Raw genomic sequence first — 16,791 nt, 5'->3', positions numbered from 1 at the left:
CTCGAAGAACCCTGCCCCGGGGAATGTCCCCTGAGGAGCATCCTGGCCACCGGACAACCCCGGGTATGTATCCATCGCCACCGCCATGAGGAAATCCAGCGTTACGAAAAAATCCTGGCCTCCCCGGTGTACGACACCCGGGGACACCTGCGGGGCATCGCGGAGATCCTGGTGGACATCACTCCTCAGATAGAGGAAGAACGGCAAACCCGCAGAGAACTCGAATCTTTGCTCGAGGCCCTGGATACCCCCAGGCTGGGAATCCTCATCCTTGACGGAACTTCCAGGGTGATCTGGGCCAATCAGGGCACCGAGGTCCTCTTCGGCCTTCCTCGAGACCAGATCCTGGGGAAGGATCGAACCACCCTTCTGGATGGGAAGACAGGCCCTGGAGAGGAGGGAGGGAGCCGGGAGATATATCTTTCTCCTCAAGGGTCCCTCCCGGGACGCTGGCTGGAGGGCTTCAGCCATCCCATCCATAAAGGACTCTATGCCGGAGGACGGGTGGAATTTTATCGGGATATTACCCCGCGCAAGCAGATGGAATTACAACTCCAGGAGGCCAGGAAAAGGGAGGCCCTGTGCCGGGTGGCCGGCGGACTGGCCCATCAATTCAATAACCTCCTTATGGTCATCCAGGGCCTCAGCGAGCTGGTGCTTCTGGATCTGGGTCAGGAACACCGCCTATCTTCCCATATTCAGCGCATCCTCCAGGCCTGCCACCGGGGAGCGGAGATCATCCGTAAACTCCTCTCCTTCTCCGGCCAGAGGGTAGAACCCGAACAAACCCTGAATCTTTCCGAATTCCTGAAAAGAGCGGAACCCTTGCTGCGCAGTTCCGCTGGAAAGCGGATCAAACTGTATGTGGAAGTTCCCCCCGAACCCCTTCTCCTCAGGGGCAATGAAGAGATATTGCTCCAGATCCTTCTTCCCCTGGTGGCCAACGCCCGCGAAGCCATGCCCCGGGGAGGAGAACTCCGGATGAAGGCCTATCGTAAGGACCGGGAAGTCTGCCTGGAGATAAAAGACACCGGAAGGGGCATCCCGGAGGAGGATCTCCCCCATATCTTCGATCCCTTTTTCACCACCAAGGAGCTGGGAGCCGGGCTGGGGCTCTCGGTAGTCTCGGGATCGGTAAGGGCCCTTAAAGGACGCATCGAGGTGGAAAGCTTCCCCGGTCGGGGGACCCTCTTTCGCCTGTATTTCCCTTCAGTCTAGTCCCGTAGGGAAAGGTGCTCCCGGATATAGTTCACCACCTCCCCGGGATCGTCGAGCACGGTGAACAGGGCGAGATCCGACTCGGAGATCTTTCCCCCGGAAAGGACCGTGTTTCGCAGCCACTCCACCAGTCCCTGCCAGTATTCGCGCCCCACCAGCACCACCGGAACCGGACGAATCTTGCGGGTCTGAACCAGGGTGATCACCTCAAAGAGTTCGTCCAGGGTACCGTAACCCCCGGGAAGGAACACAAAGGCCACCGCATACTTGGCCATGAGCACCTTGCGCACGAAAAAGTAGCGCACCTCCAGCTTCAGGTTGGCATAGGGATTGGGCTCCTGTTCCAGGGGAAGCCGGATGTTGATGCCCACGGACCAGCCTCCGGCCTCGGCGGCCCCCTTGTTGGCGGCCTCCATAACCCCGGGGCCTCCGCCGGTGATTACGGAGAAACCCGCACGGACCAGTTCCCGGGCGATCTCCTCGGCTTTCTCGTAACAGGGGTCCCCGGGGCGAACCCGGGTGGAGCCGAAGATGGTTACCGCCGGATAGACCCGGGGAAGCTCCTCGAACCCCTCCACAAACTCGGCCATGATTTTGAAAAGCCGCCAGGATTCCCGGGCGGCCAGACCGTTTAATACGTATTGTTTTTCGTCTAACTCCTCTCTCATTCCCGGAACTCCCGCCAGACTTTGAGGGTTTTTATATCCTGATCCAGCACCCGGAGCAAGAAGTTCTCCAGAAGCTTCTCCGCTTCCCGCCAGAGATCCCGGGAAAGTACCACCCGGCTCAGGGCCTCCGGGGAAAGACGTCTCCAGGAACGCAGGAGCCCCCGCACCGGCCCGGACAGAGGCTGATCCTCCTCCCGGGCACATTCCGCACAGACCGCCCCTCCGCGCCGGAAAGAGAAATACACCCTTTCGGCCAGGGTCCTCTCACAGACCAGACAGACCTCCATTTCCGGGGCCCAGCCCAGGAGCGTAAGCAGACGATATTCGAAATAGGCCTTGAGACCCGGGATCTCCGGGGTTCGATCCAGGGTCTCCAGGGCCTCCCGCAGAAGGGGAAAGATCTCCCGTCCCTCGGCCGGAGGAGAAGACCGTTCGCACAGCTCCAGGAAATAGGAGGCCAGCACAAAGGCTCGGGGATGGGTGCGCAGGGTTTCCGGAGCCCAAAGAAGATCCGCGGCCTCAAGGATAGGGGCCAGCCCCCGCCGGGGGGGACGCAGATAGACCCGCAGAAGATGTCCGGGTTCCAGTTTGTTCACAAACCGGCGCCGGCTCCGCCGGGCCCCCTTGGCCACAGCCGCAAAACGTCCTTTCTCCCCGGAGATGAACTGTATCCAGAGATCGCTTTCGGAGATCTCCTGCACCGAAAGGACCAGGGCCTCAAAAGGCTTGAGCACCTCAGAATTTCCAGAAATAAAAAATCAGCGCTAAAACCAGTAAAACCCCCAGAACCGCAACCACCCACCAGAGCTTGCGGGAGGAGGAAACTTCTCCCCGGGTAGGCCCCAGAGTATCCCGGCCCTTCTGGGGACGCACTTCCCGATAACGGGCCAGAACATCACCGGGATCCAGCCCCACCGCCTCGGCATAGGCCCGAAGATACCCCACGATATAGACCTCCCCGGGTAGTTCCTCCCAGCGTTCCTCCTCGATGGCTTCCAGGAAACGGCAACTGATCTTGGTCTCAGCGGCAATTTCCGGCAAGGAGAGCCCCTGACGTTCCCTTATCTCGCGTAAATAAGCACCCAATCCCGTTCCGGAAGACATTAAATAAATACCTTAATGAAAGTCTGTTCTTTAAGCTCTTTTATCCACTTTTGGAAATATTCGTCAAGGGCTTGTTGATAGAGCTTCTGACGGATCTCCTCCTGAACCTCGGCCAGGGGCTTGGTGGGCTGGGCCTTAACCGAAAGGACCCGGAGGATATACCACCGATTACCCACCCGCACCGGTGGAGTAATCTCTCCGGGCCGGGCCCCGGACAGGACCTTGCGCATCTCCGGAGCCAGTTCGTTGAACTTAAAACGCCCCAGATCCTTTCCGCTTCCGGGAATTTCGGTGTACTTGCGGGATACCACCAGAAAATCGCCCCCTTTCTGGAGCTCCTTCCAGGCCTGACGGATGCGCCCCTCATCCGAAGTAACAATGGCGGCAAGATGATATATCCGCTCCTCACTGGAGAGATAATGCTCCCGGTAGTAGCGTTTCACGTCCTCATCGGTAATTACAATACGGGCCTGTACACTTACCTGAATCAGTTTCATCTTGCGCAGCTGTTCCCTTATCTGTTTGCGGTATTCCTCCGGGGTCAACCCCTGCTCCTTAAGGAAACGACGGAAGGCCTCCCGGCCCCCCAGGCGTTTTATAACCCTCTGCAGGAAGGCCTCCACTTCCTGGTCGCTCACCCGGATCTTATACTTACGAACCGCCTGTTCGATGAGTTTCTCCTGGATGAGCCTTTCCAGCACCTCCTTTCGGATCTGGTGTACTATTTTCTGTTCCTCCAGAGGGTCCTTAACCCCGGCCAGATACTTCCGATAGAGGGGAAGGGCCGCCTCATCCACCTCGGAAAGGGTGATGACCTCGTTATTCACCACCGCAGCGATGCGGTCCACTATCTTGCCCCAGGCTGTCCCCCAGAACAGCAGCATCAGACACCAGCATAAAAGCCCTCTTTTAGTGAGCATGGATTTCCTCCGGCAGGATTTCTCCTAGATTTTAACCGCGGAGAAGCCGGGCCGCACGCAGGGCTTCGGCCAGCACCGGCCCCTGAACCCGCACCCGGAGCTGCCCTTTACGGGTATAGCGCACCCAGCGAAATCCCTCGGAAAGGGCTCGGATACCCCGGCGGTAAAACTCCTCCGGTCCTCCGAGGTGGAAGACCAACTCCTCTCCCCGGGCCTCCAGTTTGAGAACGCGCAGATGGCGAAGAAGGATTTTCAGACGGGTAAGATCCAGGAGATGACGGGCCTCCGGGGGAGGATCCCCGAAACGATCCTCCAGGGCCTCCTCGAAACGGCCCAACTCCTCCTCGGTTCGCACCAGGGAAAGTTCGCGGTAAAGGTGCAGGCGCTGTTCCACGTCCGGCACGTAGGTCTCCGGGAAATAGGCGGGGATCCGCAGGTTGACCTCGGGTTCCGGCACCTCCTCGATCCTTTCGCCCTTGAGTTCCCGCACCGCCTTTTCCAGGATCTCCAGGTAGAGATCATAGCCCACCGCGGCGATATGTCCGGTCTGGGCGGTTCCGAGCAGGTTCCCGGCCCCCCGGATCTTGAGATCACTCAGGGCCAGACGGAAACCGGACCCCAGCTCGGTAAACTGCAGCAGGGCCTTAAGACGCTTCCGGGCCTCCTCGGTGAGCCCGGTAAGGGAGGGGACCAGAAGATAAGCGTAGGCCTGCACGTTCCCGCGCCCCACCCGTCCCCGAAGCTGGTAAATCTCCGAAAGCCCGAAACGATCGGCCCGGCAGACGATAATGGTGTTGGCCGAAGGGATATCCAGTCCGCTTTCGATGATGGTGGTACAGACCAGGACATCTATTTCCCGCCGCACAAAACGAGCCATGACTTCCTCGAGTTCCCGCGGGGGCATCTGACCGTGCGCCACCGCCACCCGGGCCTCGGGGACCAGGCGTTTCACCCAGCTTGCCAGGGCCGAAAGCCCCCGCACCCGGGGATAGACGAAAAAGACCTGGCCTCCCCGGGAAAGCTCTCGCTGAATAGCCTCGCGCACGATTTCGGGCTCCATCTTGGCCAGCACGGTCTTTACCGGAAGGCGCCCCGGGGGAGGGGTTTCGATCACCGAAAGATCCCGAATCCCCAGGAGGGACATCTGCAGGGTCCGGGGAATGGGAGTGGCGGAAAGGGCCAGTACATCCACGGTCTTCTTGAGTTCTTTGAGGCGTTCCTTGTGTCGTACCCCGAATCGATGTTCCTCATCGATGATCAGGAGTCCCAGATCCCGGAAACGCACATCCGGGGAAAGGAGACGCTGGGTCCCGATGATCACCTGGATCTCACCGGAAGCCAGGGATCGCAGGGTTTTCCGTTGCTCCGCCTGGGGACGGAGCCGGGAAAGTATCCCCACCCTTACCCCGAAAGGCCCCAGACGCTCGGAGAAGGTCCGGTAGTGCTGCTCGGCGAGCACCGTGGTAGGCACCAGCACCGCCACCTGTTTCCCGTCACGCACGGCGAGCATAGCGGCCCGCAGGGCCACCTCGGTCTTCCCGTAGCCCACATCCCCGGCGAGCAGCCGGTCCATGGGCCGGGGGCTCTGCATATCCGAAAGGACCTCGGCGATAGCCGCTTCCTGATCCGGGGTCTCCTGATAAGGAAAGGTGGCCTCGAATTCCCGAAAAACCAGATCCGGGGGAGAGAAGGCGTGCCCCCGGGCCACGCGACGGGCGGCGTAAAGGGCCACCAGCTCCTGAGCGATCTCCTGGATGGCCTTCTTGACCTTCTCCTTACGCCGGGCAAAGGCCTTTCCCCCCAGTCGATCCAGGCGGGGCGGACGATCGTCCACCCCCACATACCGGTGGATCTCCCCCAGACGATCCACCGGGAGATAGAGCTTGTCGCCCTGGGCGTATTCCACCAGAAGGAATTCTCCGGGAACCCCTCCGATCTCAAGCCTTACCAGCCCCCGATAGAGGCCGATTCCATGTTCCCGGTGCACCACATAATCACCGGGGCGTAATTCCTCGAGCTGAAGCGCCGCCCGAAGCCGACGGGGACGCTCGGTACGCGGAGATTTCCCGAAGAGTTCGCTCTCGGATAGAACCACCAGGGTCATCTCCGGCCAGAAAAACCCCTCGGGCAGATCCCCTACCACTACCTCCACCGGAACGATCCAGCGAAAGTCCCGCAGGGGGGCTTCGCACACCGGAGGCGCTTCCTTGAGGATCTCCTCCTGGACCAGAAGTTCAGCCAGGCGTTCCGCCGAGGTGGGGGCGGAGAGGACCAGCACCAGGTGGTCTCCCTCCTCCAGCACCCTTCGAAGGAGGGCGAGCCCCCGTTCGAGCCCCCGGGCGGGCAGATCCGGGGAGATCAGAACCGAGGCCGGACGCAACCCCGGATCGAGGGAATCGGCCACCGGCAGTTCCCGCACCTCCATCCTCACCGAATCCCGGAACATGCGCTCCGTTTCCTCCGGGGTAAGAAAGACCTCCTCGGGTTCCACCAGGAGTTTTCTTTCCATCCGGCGGGCCGCCGCCAGAATCCTCTCCCAGCAAAAGGACACCTTCTCCCGGAGTCTCTCCGGTTCAAAGAGGACCACCGGAACCCCTGCCGGGAGAAAATCCCTCAGACTCTCCAGGGAGGGAAAGAGCAGGGGCAACCAGAATTCCCCCGGTTCCAGGAACTGACGCCGGGCCACCTCCTCCCGCAGGCGAAACACCAGCTCCGAGGGACGGCGACGGCTCTCGGCTCTGAGCCGCAGTTTTTCATAGACGGATTCCGCATTCCCGCTCAGGAAGACCTCGCGTACCGGAAAGATATAGGCCTCCTCCAGGGTCTGAAGGGTGCGCTGGGTCTGGGGATGAAAGACCCGGATTTCCTCCAGCGTATCCCCGAAAAAGTCCAGCCGCAGCGGCCCCTCATAGCCCGGAGGCCACAAATCGATTACTCCCCCTCTTACGGCCAACTCCCCTACCCGTTGCACCACACCGGAGCGTTCGTATCCCAGCCCCACCAGTTTTTCCAGAAGGGATTCCCGGGGGAAATCTTCCCCGGGAACCAGATATTCATAGACCTCGCGCAGGACCCCGCGGGGAGGCAGCCGTCGCAGGATGGCCTCCACCGAGGTGGCCACCAGGCCGGGCCTTCCGAGAAGAAGATCCGCCAGGACCTCCATCCGGGAAGCTTCCTCCTCCGGGGAGGGCAGGACCTCGGCAAAGGGAGGGTGTTCCGGTGCCGGAAAGAGCTTGATCTCTAAGGAGGAAAAGACCCTGAAGGCCTGAACAAAGGCCCGGGCTTCTTTATCTTCGGGAAAAAGAAGGAGGAGGGTCTGGGGAAGGGTTAAGCGGGATAGGAGCAGGGCCAGGGAGACCGGCCGGAGTCCACCCAGCCGGAGCACCGGCCCCTCGCCCCGCAGACTCTCCTGGAGCCGTGAGAGTAGGGATCTAACCCCCCGCTCTCGGGCTGCCCCGAGCTCCGGAGATTCACCACCCGTCTCCGGCCATATCTGCACCGCCTAACCCACACCTTCGGCCCGGAGAAATAAAACCCTTCCAACACCGCCGAATCGAAACTAAAGGGCCCGGCTTTCCGCCAGGGGATACACACTAACCACCCGATGTCCGCCCCGGGACTCGAATTTCACCACCCCATCGATCTTGGCAAACAGGGTAAAATCGCGTCCCATACCCACGTTCACCCCGGGACGAATCCTGGTCCCCCGCTGGCGCACCAGGATGTTTCCGGCCCTGACCACCTGACCGTCGTAACGCTTAACCCCCAGGCGCTTGCTGTGACTGTCGCGCCCGTTTCTCGAGGCCCCACCGGATTTCTTATGGGCCATAACTTACCTCCTACCCCACAATCTCTTCGATACGGAGCACGGTGTAGTACTGCCGGTGCCCGCGCTTGCGTTTATAATTTTTACGCCGTTTCTTCTTAAAGACAATGATCTTCTTGCTCCTGCCCTGCTCCAGGATGGTGGCCTTCACCCGGGCTCCCTCTACCAGAGGCGTTCCCACCCGGGGCTCTCCCTCGCCGGCCACCAAAAGCACCTCGGAAAGCTCTACCGTATCCCCCGGCTCCCCCAGAAGTTTTTCCACCCGAAGGACCTCACCCGGAGCCACCTTGTACTGTTTTCCACCCGTCTTGATCACCGCAAACACCACGACCCCTCCTTCCGCGAAATCCGCTGCATTTTTATGTCTCTTCAGCGGATTGTCAAGGCCCGCCGATCTCCCTCCGGGGTTTCCCCAGATAGTATCCCTGCGCCAGATCGATCCCTACCTCCCTGACCTTGCGAAAGATTTCCTCATCCTCCACGAATTCGGCGATGGTCTTAATATCCAGGGTCCGGGCCAGGGTCACCGCACTCTGCACCAGGGCCAGATCCACCTTGTTCCTGGCCATGGAACGGATAAAATCCCCCTCGATCTTAAGATAATCTATGGGAAAATGTTTAATATAGGTAAAGGAAGAAAAACCGGAACCAAAATCATCCACTGCAAATTTAAAGCCGTCTTTTTTAAGCTTACGTACAAAATCACGCAAAATTTTTAGATTCTTTACTGTTTCTCGCTCCGTAAGTTCGAAAACGATTCTGTGCGGAGGGACATCATATTTACGCAGGATATGCCGCACCTCCTCGATAAAGGAGGGAAGCACCAGGGACTTGGGCGATAGATTGAAGAAAAATTCCACCTCGGTGGATTCGGCGGAGATCTTTCGAACCGCATTCTCCAGCAGGGTGAGATCCATCCGCTGGAGAAGACCACTGGTCTCGGCGATATGGATAAACTCCCGGGCCGGGAGAATCCGACCATCGGGTTGTTCAATACGCATAAGCACCTCGTAGGCCCGGGCCTCCAGGGTATGCACATCCACTATGGGCTGGAAGTAGGGCAAGACCCTCTTCTCTTCCACCGCGGTGGAGAGGATGGAGCTCTTCTTCAGGACCTCCTCGGCGATAAGGGACAGATCCTCCGGACTGGGAAGGGCCACCTTGTTCTTGCCCTCCCTCTTGGCCTTGTAAAGCATGTTGTCCGCGATAAGGAAAAGCTGCTTGGCATCCCGGGCATGGTCCGGAAAAACAGCGATCCCGATGGAAGCCGTGGCCTTGACCTTTCGCCCCTCCGGAGAAACCAGGGAGAATTCTTCGATATTCTTGAGAAGACGCAGGGCCACCGAGTAGGCCTGTTCCTCGCCGGCATAGGGCAGAACCATGGCAAACTCATCGCCCCCGTAACGGGCCACCAGATCCTCCTTCCGGAACATGTCCCGAAGGATACCGGCGATCCCCTTGAGCATCTGATCGCCAAACTCATGGCCGTAGGCATCGTTGATCAACTTGAAATTGTCTATATCCACGATTAGAAAGGCAAATTTATAATTATGTCTCCGGGCCCTCTCCACTTCGTAATCCAACAACTCCCAGAGGACCCGCTGATTGTAAAGCTCGGTAAGGGGATCGCGGGTGGCGTAGTATTCCAGCTCCTTGGTGTACTTGTGGATGGCCTTGGCTGAGCCCACAATATTGAGCAGCGTGGGAAGCACACTCTGCACCGCCAGCCCCTTGATCTCGCTCTGGACATCCAGGAGATTCATCCCCAATCCCAGCGCTCCGCCTATCAGAGGCTTCTCCAGCACCAGGACCCGGGTATAGGCCTCCAGGTCCTCCACGGGACGTTTCTCCGGGGAGCGTTTGGTTTCCACCTCCCGGTGGATATAAGTAATGCCCGCTTCCTTCTCCCAGGCCCCGGATGACCGCAAATGTTTCTCGATCAATTCCTCCACCCTCCGCTGACAATCCCCGTGCACCCTGGTGTTCCAGAAAATATAGGCGTAAAAATCCTCCCCCTCCTCCCTGAAGATCACAAAAAAGAAGGTAAAACATATCTTGTCCGAAATACCATCCAGAGCATTTATTACTATATACTCCCAATCTATAACCGCTTCGGAAGTAATAACAAAGTTTTCGAGAAATTTCATTTGGAATTCAAGAATATCTTTGTCTATAGCGATCTTTCGCACTCGATCCACGAAATAAGCCACCTCGTCTCTTATGGAATTGAATTCCTGGAAGCTGAAGTCGATCCTTTCGATGTTCAGTTCGGAAAGATCCGAGACCTTGCGAATGCGTTCCAGTTCGCGGTGGAGGCCCTCGATCTTTTTACTTATCTTGGTGCGAAGCACATAACTTATCAGGGCAGCCACCAGCAGGGGAAAAACGAAGAGCAACCCCAGGATAACCAGGATCTTCCGTTTTATGTAACTGAATTCGCTCTCCAGGTCGTATTCAATCTGAATGACTCCCAGGATATCCCCGGACTTGGCCTCGGTATGGCAGGCTATGCATTCGTATTTGGCCACGATGGGCTTGACCAGAAAAAGACGGCTTTCTTCCAGCTGTCTCCATTCTTTTCCCTGCGTGAAAGCCCTTCTCACCTTCGGAAGGCCATTAAGATGCTGCATGGAACGGGGAGTAAAGAGATAGATCTTTACCTGATTGTTCTGATTCAGGCTTTCAAAGATCCGGATTATTTCCAGGAGCTCCGAGGACTTGACCCCTTTGCGCATAAGCTGATAAAGGCTGTTAAAGATGGTCTCGGAGACGGTATAGGCATTCTGCAGGGCCACGGTCTCCAGGCCTTTTTTCATTTCCAGATAAAGGGAGACACTGATCAGGACCGAGCCTATCAGGGCACCACAGAAGGCCACAAAGACCAGAAAACAGGAAAGTCTCTTGGAAATAAAGATACGATTACCTTCTTCCGTCTCGGAAGGCGCCGTCAAACCAAATCTCCGTGGGCCCGATTTTTCTATAGATTTGAAACTTTAAATGATTTCGTCCTCCCCGGCAATATATTTTCGGCGGCAGCGCTCCAGGACCTCAAAGAGAAGACCGATCACCTCGGCAAAGACCGGATAGAGTTTTTCTTCCAGCCACTGCAATCTCCTCTCCATGGCGCAGCCGGCCCCGCATTCCCGCAGGAATTGTTCGTACTCATCGACCAGACTGTGGAGCTTTCGGTGCGGATCCTGGACCCTTTCCACCAGGGCCGCTATCTCCGGATCGCGGGGACGCCAGACCGCCAGCACCCTCCCTAGGTAGCAGCGGGTGGGGTCCCTTTCCACCTGTGGAACTTCGTTCTTGAGCACGGCCTCGATCACCCGACAGCGCCACATGATATGGGCGAGCACCGCCTCCTGAAGGGCCAGAGCGCAGGGTAGCCCCTTTATCTCCAGACCGCCTTCCTTTACCTGAAAGAGCTGGTTTATTCTCTCCAGTTCCTCCACGCTCTCCTTAACCCCCTTGAGGGTAAAGTTGAGCTCGGTGCTCAAATCCGAGAAGGTGGCTGCGGTGCCGGTAAGACGCTCCGACTGCTGCGACAGCCCTTCCACCTCGGAGACCACCCGTTCCAGACTCCCCGAGATCTGGGAGACCACCGCCGTCTGTTCCTCCACCGCGCTGGCGATAGTGTTGGCGTGTTCGTTGAGTTCCACCACGGTACGGGTAATCTCGTCCGTGGCTGATACCGCCTGTTCCACGCCCTCCTGGATTCTCCGGATGGTCTCGGTGATACGCTCCGTGGCCTCGGCGGTCTGGCGGGCCAGTTCCTTGACCTCGTTGGCCACCACGGCAAAGCCCTTGCCGGCCTCCCCGGCTCGGGCCGCCTCGATGGTAGCGTTTAAGGCCAGGAGATTGGTCTGATCGGCGATGGTCCGGATCACCTCCACGATGCTCCCGATCTCCCGGGCCTGGTCCCCCAGGGATTTCACCACCTGATCGGTAAGTTCCGCCTTTTCCCGGGCCTCACCGGTGGCCTGCGCGGTGCGACTCACACTCTGGGAAATCTCGTTTATGGCCTGGTTGAGTTCCTGGGCCGCCCGGGTAACTTCCTCCACCGATTCCCGGGTGCTCACTATGGCCCGGGCGATATCCTCGGAAAAACGCTGCAGTTCCTCCGCCCCGGAGCTCAGACTTTCTCCGGAGCTACGGACCACCCCTTCGGAGACCTCCTGAAGCTCGCTCTGCACCTTAACTGCCTGAAGGGTGCGGGAGATGAAATTGGAAAGCCCCCGGGCGGCCTCGGCCAGAACCCGTACTTCCTCAAGCCTGGCCCGGGGGATCTCTACCCGCAGATCCCCGGCTCCCAGATGTCGAAAGACCTCGGTGATCTCCGAAAGGGGACGAATGATGGTCCTCCGGGTGAAAAGGAAGATGGCGATCAACAGGGCCACGAAAACCACCATAGCCACCATCAGGGCCGATTCGAGATAACGCTTGCTCCGCTGGGCCACCCCCTCGATCACCTTGACCACCTGATCCGAGGCCTTAAGGAGGCGTTCGTTATTCTCGCGTATAAAACGCAGGTGTTCCTCAAAGGAAGGATCCTGCGGGGAAAGTTTTTCCAGCACCCGGAGCTCCCCCTTAAACCGATTCCAGAGGGCCAGATTCCTCCTCAGGGCCTCCTGGGCGGCCTTCTCCTTCTGCACCAACGGATCCCTCTGCACCATCCGGAGATTGCGCTCGTAGAGGGCTATGGACTCCTCCAGTCGTTCCGCGTTCCGGGAAGAAGGGTTGCGTACGAATTCATAAAGTTCCTTGGTCATCCTCTGGGTGAGCATTCGCTGACGTCCGGCCAGGTTAACCAGCCGCACCAGATCGTCCTGATAGCGAAAGAGATACCACACCGCCCCCAGGGAAAAGAGTTGCAGGAGAAAGAGGATACCCAGCCCCAGCAGTAAAAGCCTGCGCAGGGAAAAGAGCCGCATAGTTTTCCTCCTTAAAAGTCTAGTCTCGGAATATATTTTTGCCTCTGTACCTTTTGTATCTTTTTATCCAGGAAAATCAAGGGGGATTTATCTTTTTCGGGCTGGAGGATACGGGATTTCTAGGCCGCGGCTACGGCCTCGCGCCGGCCGCAACACTTCTTGTATTTCTTTCCGCTTCCGCAGGGGCAGGGGTCGTTGCGCCCGATCTTCTGCCGGCGGATGGGTTCCTGGCGGGGACGCTCGGACTCCGCGGCCTCCTCGCCCCGCCCGTAGCGCAGGCGCATCCTCCGACGACGCCGCTCCTCCTCCATGCGCTGAACTTCCTCTTCCCGCACCACCTGCACCCGGAAGAGATAAGCCAGAGTCTGCTCCCGGATACGATTTAAAAGATCCTCAAAAAGCTCGTAGGCCTCGCGCTTGTATTCCTGAAGAGGATCCTTCTGCCCGTAGCCCCGAAGCCCCACACTCTCGCGCAGATGGTCCATGGTGAGGAGGTGATCCTTCCAGAGGGCATCAATGGTCTGAAGGAGGAACATCTTTTCCAGATACCGCAGAAGCTCCGGCCCGGTCTCTTCCTCCTTGCGGCGATAGAAGGATAGGGCCTCTTCGGAGAGTTTTTCCGCCAGGGCCTCGGCGTCCTCCGGGACCTCCGAAAGATCCGGGGCAAAACCGAAGACCGCCCGGAAACGCTCGGAAAGCCCCTTAAGATCCCATTCCGCGGGGGGCTTTTCCTCCCGGAATTCCTCCACGATCCCCTCGCATACATCCCGGATCATGTCCTCGATCCAGTCTCTCACCGATTCCGCGGAAAGGATCTCCCGGCGCTGCCGGTAAATGGTCTCCCGCTGGAGATTCATCACATCGTCGTATTCCAGGAGGTGCTTCCGGATCTCGAAGTGCTGGGCCTCGACCTTCTTCTGGGCCTGCTCTATGGCCTTGGAGAGCCAGGGATGTTCAATGGGCTCGCCCTCCTCCATGCCGAGCTTGTCCATGAGGCCCTTGATCTTTTCCGAGCCGAAAAGACGCAGAAGTTCGTCTTCAAGGGAGAGGTAAAAGCGGGAGGATCCGGGATCGCCCTGGCGCCCGGCCCGGCCGCGCAACTGGTTGTCGATGCGCCGGGACTCGTGGCGCTCGGTCCCGATGATGTGAAGCCCGCCGAGGGCCTTCACCTTTTCGTAGTCGGCCTGACACTGACGGACCTTCTCGTAGAGGACCTCGGCCCAGCGCTCGGGATACTTTTCCGTGGGGTCGCGCCCCTCCCGGGCCATGGAAAGGGCCTCGTGCCAGGCCCGCTCGTCAATCTGGGAAAGATCATAGCCCTCACGCTCAAGCTCCTCCTTGGCCAGCCCCTCGGGATTTCCCCCAAGGAGGATGTCCACCCCGCGGCCGGCCATGTTGGTGGCGATGGTTACCGCGTGGGGGCGTCCGGCCTGGGCGATGATGGCCGCCTCGCGCTCATGATACTTGGCGTTTAGCACCTGGTGCGGGATCTTTTTGCGCTTGAGCATCTTCGAGAGCCGCTCGCTCTTTTCTATGCTCGTGGTCCCCACCAGCACCGGGCGCCCCTTCCGGTAAAGCTCCTCGATCTCCCGCACCACGGCCTCAAACTTCTCCCGCTCGGTGCGATAGACCACATCCGGGTAATCGATGCGAATCATGGGTTTGTTGGTGGGGATGACCACCACGTCAAGGTTATAGATCTCCTTGAACTCCGCGGCCTCGGTCTCCGCGGTGCCAGTCATGCCGGCGAGCTTTTCGTACATGCGAAAGTAGTTCTGGAAGGTGATGGAGGCCAGGGTCTGGTTCTCGGACTCGATCCGCACCCCTTCCTTGGCCTCGATGGCCTGGTGCAGCCCGTCGGACCAGCGGCGCCCGGGCATGAGCCGCCCGGTAAACTCATCCACGATGATCACCTGGCCGTCCTTAACGATATAGTCCACATCCCGGTGAAAGAGATGGTGCGCCCGCAGGGCCTGATGGATGTGATGCACCAGGTTCACGTGCCGCGGATCGTAAAGATTGGGGATCCCGAGGAGCCGCTCCACCTCGGCCACCCCTTCCTCGGTAAGCACCACCGTCCTGGTCTTCTCCTCAATGGTGAAGTGTTTATCCTTCTTGAGGTTGCGTACCAGCTTGTCGATCTCGTAGTAGATCTCGGTGGACTCCTCCGAGGGGCCGGAGATGATGAGCGGGGTCCGGGCCTCGTCAATAAGAATGGAGTCCACCTCATCCACGATGGCGTAGTAGTGATCACGCTGCACCATGTCCTCAAGGGAATACTTCATGTTGTCGCGCAGATAATCGAAGCCGAACTCGTTATTGGTGCCGTAGGTGATGTCACAGGCGTAGGCCTTCTTGCGTTCGGGATCCTCCATGCCGGAGACGATAACCCCTACGGAAAGCCCCAGGAAACGATAGATGGCCCCCATCCATTCGGCATCCCGCCGGGCGAGATAATCGTTCACGGTGACGATGTGCACCCCGCGCCCGGTAAGGGCATTGAGATAGGCCGGAAGGGTGGCCACCAGGGTCTTACCCTCGCCGGTCTTCATCTCGGCGATCTTTCCCTGGTGAAGGACGATCCCGCCCATGAGCTGAACGTCGAAGTGCCGCATCCCGAGGACCCTTCGGGCGGCCTCCCGCACCACGGCAAAGGCCTCGGGAAGAAGATCATCCAGCGTGGCCCCGCGGGAGAGCCGTTCCTTGAACTCCGCGGTCTTGGCCGCAAGCTCGTGATCCTTGAGCCTGCGCATCTCGGGCTCCAGCGCATTGATGCGCTCCACGATGGGCCGGAGCTTCTTCAGCTCCCGCTCGTTTTTGGTCCCCACGATCTTGGCCGCAATCTTGGTAAAAAGTCCCATGGCTATCTCCGGTATATATCTTTCCGGTACCTTTCTCCCAACCCCAACGGCCCGACGATGGGTCCGCCGGAGAGTTTTTTAGATCAAACTTTCTTTTTCTTCACCAATAATCTCAAATAATTGCTTTACAATTTTGGGATGCAATATTTTGCCACTATGAAAAGGCAAAACAAAACGTTTATTTTCTTTATATAAATTCTATGGCTTCCTTTGCTCCTAATTAATTTAAACCCTGCTTGTAATAGTAATCTTTCAGCTTCAACAGCAGTCAGTCTTGGTAGTTTAGGCAATCTGTACCTCTAAAGAAGTAGTTAGAATTTCTTTGTTTAACAAAATTTTTCTTTCTTCTTCGTTTAAGGTTTCTAAATAAAGTTCTACAGCTTCTTTAATATTTTTTAAAACCTCATCTAAAGCGTCTCCCTGTGTATGACAACCTTTTAATTCTGGACAATAAGCATAGTATCCAAATTCGTCTTTTTCTATTATCACTGTAACCTTCATCTCTACACCTCAACTCATTGCTTCTTTAAGCGAATAATATCGTGCTTTTCCGCTTTCAAACTTTTCTATGGCCTCCCGCATCTTTTCATCCGCAAGAATACTTCGGGTTTCCTCCTCTGGAGAATAAAAGATCTCCTCCAGCAGATCTTCCAACACCTCCACCGGAAGAACGGCCTTATCTTCTTCAATCTGTATTTTCCTTAGAATTTCTTCCAGAACCACCATGGATACACTCCCTTAAAAGGAATCACGATAAATTTTACTCCAACCTTACGCCCCGGAAAGGTCGAGGTCTCTATGGATTTGGTGGCGCAATTTTTCAAGGTGTTGCATCAAGGAGCGGGCAAGAAGTTGGGATAGACGATGAATTTCCAGCCCTACAATTTCTCCACCTGGACCGTACTCTATTCTTATGTTTTCTGCAACTTCCTCCGAATCCACCGCGGGAGTATCGGAAAGACTCAGGTAAAAAATATCCGTTTCGGGATCATGCCAGAATTTTATTTCAGACGCAGCCACCTTTTTCCCTCCTTAGAGGCAATTTCACCATCTATTTTGCGACACGGATATACAGTAACAATTTTTACGCCTTTTTCCTCTATGGTAAACACGACCACCAAGTGGATCTTGTTTCCGTAAAGTTCAATTTCTTTTATAGCCACCATGGATTGAGTATGAAGATCGTAAAAGATATATTCCGGCTTAAGAAGGACTTCTTCTATTTTTGAAGGGTTAATCTTGCGATGTTCTATTTTAAGG

15 protein-coding genes and 1 pseudogene are annotated in these 16,791 nt (G+C 57.4%); 1 reads left to right on the top strand and 15 read right to left on the bottom strand.

The features are described from left to right. Positions 1-1,218 (top strand): ATP-binding protein (locus F8J34_RS05700; RefSeq protein WP_297057056.1); only part of this gene is annotated, 1,218 nt, incomplete at its 5' end. On the opposite strand, the gene F8J34_RS05695 is transcribed toward F8J34_RS05700, so the two are convergent. The 15 genes and pseudogenes from F8J34_RS05695 to F8J34_RS05630 all read right to left on the bottom strand — a co-directional run. Then, positions 1,215-1,886 (bottom strand): TIGR00730 family Rossman fold protein, encoded by a 672-nt coding sequence (locus F8J34_RS05695; RefSeq protein WP_297057054.1) that lies wholly within the window; start codon positions 1,884-1,886, stop codon positions 1,215-1,217. The genes F8J34_RS05700 and F8J34_RS05695 overlap by 4 nt on opposite strands. Continuing rightward, complete coding sequence (recO, locus tag F8J34_RS05690) at positions 1,883-2,620, bottom strand: DNA repair protein RecO (protein ID WP_297057053.1); 738 nt, start codon at positions 2,618-2,620, stop codon at positions 1,883-1,885. The genes F8J34_RS05695 and recO overlap by 4 nt, the downstream gene beginning before the upstream one ends. Position 2,621: 1 nt before the next feature. Then, entirely contained in the window at positions 2,622-2,990 is a 369-nt protein-coding gene (locus tag F8J34_RS05685; RefSeq protein ID WP_297057050.1) for a helix-turn-helix domain-containing protein, read from the bottom strand. Beyond that, positions 2,990-3,910 (bottom strand): SurA N-terminal domain-containing protein, encoded by a 921-nt coding sequence (locus F8J34_RS05680; protein WP_297057048.1) that lies wholly within the window; start codon positions 3,908-3,910, stop codon positions 2,990-2,992. Before F8J34_RS05680 ends, F8J34_RS05685 begins: the two co-directional genes overlap by 1 nt. A 31-nt stretch (positions 3,911-3,941) precedes the next feature. Next, positions 3,942-7,409: a transcription-repair coupling factor gene (gene mfd, locus F8J34_RS05675; RefSeq protein ID WP_297057046.1), complete on the bottom strand. Its 3,468-nt coding sequence runs from the start codon at positions 7,407-7,409 to the stop codon at positions 3,942-3,944. Positions 7,410-7,469: 60 nt separating this feature from the next. Beyond that, positions 7,470-7,739, bottom strand: a complete 270-nt coding sequence (rpmA, locus tag F8J34_RS05670) for a 50S ribosomal protein L27 (RefSeq protein ID WP_297057044.1) — start codon at positions 7,737-7,739, stop codon at positions 7,470-7,472. Between the two features lie 10 nt (positions 7,740-7,749). Continuing rightward, the gene (gene rplU, locus F8J34_RS05665; RefSeq protein ID WP_297057042.1) at positions 7,750-8,061 is read right to left on the bottom strand and encodes a 50S ribosomal protein L21; all 312 of its coding nucleotides are present in this window, start codon (positions 8,059-8,061) and stop codon (positions 7,750-7,752) included. Between the two features lie 55 nt (positions 8,062-8,116). Beyond that, positions 8,117-10,687 carry a bifunctional diguanylate cyclase/phosphodiesterase gene (locus F8J34_RS05660; RefSeq protein ID WP_297057040.1) on the bottom strand — a complete coding sequence of 857 codons (2,571 nt, stop codon included), beginning with the start codon at positions 10,685-10,687 and terminating at the stop codon, positions 8,117-8,119. A gap of 42 nt (positions 10,688-10,729) precedes the next feature. Continuing rightward, positions 10,730-12,670, bottom strand: a complete 1,941-nt coding sequence (locus F8J34_RS05655) for a methyl-accepting chemotaxis protein (protein ID WP_297057038.1) — start codon at positions 12,668-12,670, stop codon at positions 10,730-10,732. Positions 12,671-12,789: 119 nt separating this feature from the next. Beyond that, a complete protein-coding gene (gene secA, locus F8J34_RS05650) occupies positions 12,790-15,531 on the bottom strand; it encodes a preprotein translocase subunit SecA (RefSeq protein WP_297057037.1) in 2,742 nt (913 codons plus the stop codon). Positions 15,532-15,609: 78 nt separating this feature from the next. Next, positions 15,610-15,821 (bottom strand): annotated as a pseudogene (locus F8J34_RS09790) (type II toxin-antitoxin system HicA family toxin). Next, positions 15,814-16,032, bottom strand: a complete 219-nt coding sequence (locus F8J34_RS05645) for a type II toxin-antitoxin system HicB family antitoxin (RefSeq protein ID WP_297057035.1) — start codon at positions 16,030-16,032, stop codon at positions 15,814-15,816. Before F8J34_RS05645 ends, F8J34_RS09790 begins: the two are co-directional and overlap by 8 nt. Before the next feature lie 9 nt (positions 16,033-16,041). Then, on the bottom strand, positions 16,042-16,257 hold the full coding sequence (locus F8J34_RS05640) for a hypothetical protein (protein ID WP_297057034.1): 216 nt from the start codon (positions 16,255-16,257) through the stop codon (positions 16,042-16,044). 45 nt (positions 16,258-16,302) lie between these two features. Continuing rightward, positions 16,303-16,551 (bottom strand): DUF2283 domain-containing protein, encoded by a 249-nt coding sequence (locus F8J34_RS05635; RefSeq protein ID WP_297057033.1) that lies wholly within the window; start codon positions 16,549-16,551, stop codon positions 16,303-16,305. After that, positions 16,533-16,791 (bottom strand): DUF4258 domain-containing protein (locus tag F8J34_RS05630; RefSeq protein ID WP_297057032.1); only part of this gene is annotated, 259 nt, incomplete at its 5' end. The genes F8J34_RS05635 and F8J34_RS05630, both read right to left, overlap by 19 nt.

The sequence above is a fragment of the Thermosulfurimonas sp. genome (assembly GCF_015491435.1).
In the GTDB taxonomy this organism is placed as follows: domain Bacteria; phylum Desulfobacterota; class Thermodesulfobacteria; order Thermodesulfobacteriales; family Thermodesulfobacteriaceae; genus Thermosulfurimonas_A.
This window is presented reverse-complemented; position numbering and strand designations above follow the sequence as displayed.

Coding starts and splice junctions, on each gene's coding strand:
- F8J34_RS05640 (WP_297057034.1), bottom strand. CDS start 16,257: ATGGTGGTTCTGGAAGAAATTCTAAGGAAAATACAGATTGAAGAAGAT.
- F8J34_RS05685 (WP_297057050.1), bottom strand. CDS start 2,990: ATGTCTTCCGGAACGGGATTGGGTGCTTATTTACGCGAGATAAGGGAA.
- F8J34_RS05645 (WP_297057035.1), bottom strand. CDS start 16,032: ATGAAGGTTACAGTGATAATAGAAAAAGACGAATTTGGATACTATGCT.
- F8J34_RS05695 (WP_297057054.1), bottom strand. CDS start 1,886: ATGAGAGAGGAGTTAGACGAAAAACAATACGTATTAAACGGTCTGGCC.
- F8J34_RS05655 (WP_297057038.1), bottom strand. CDS start 12,670: ATGCGGCTCTTTTCCCTGCGCAGGCTTTTACTGCTGGGGCTGGGTATC.
- F8J34_RS05680 (WP_297057048.1), bottom strand. CDS start 3,910: ATGCTCACTAAAAGAGGGCTTTTATGCTGGTGTCTGATGCTGCTGTTC.
- rpmA (WP_297057044.1), bottom strand. CDS start 7,739: ATGGCCCATAAGAAATCCGGTGGGGCCTCGAGAAACGGGCGCGACAGT.
- secA (WP_297057037.1), bottom strand. CDS start 15,531: ATGGGACTTTTTACCAAGATTGCGGCCAAGATCGTGGGGACCAAAAAC.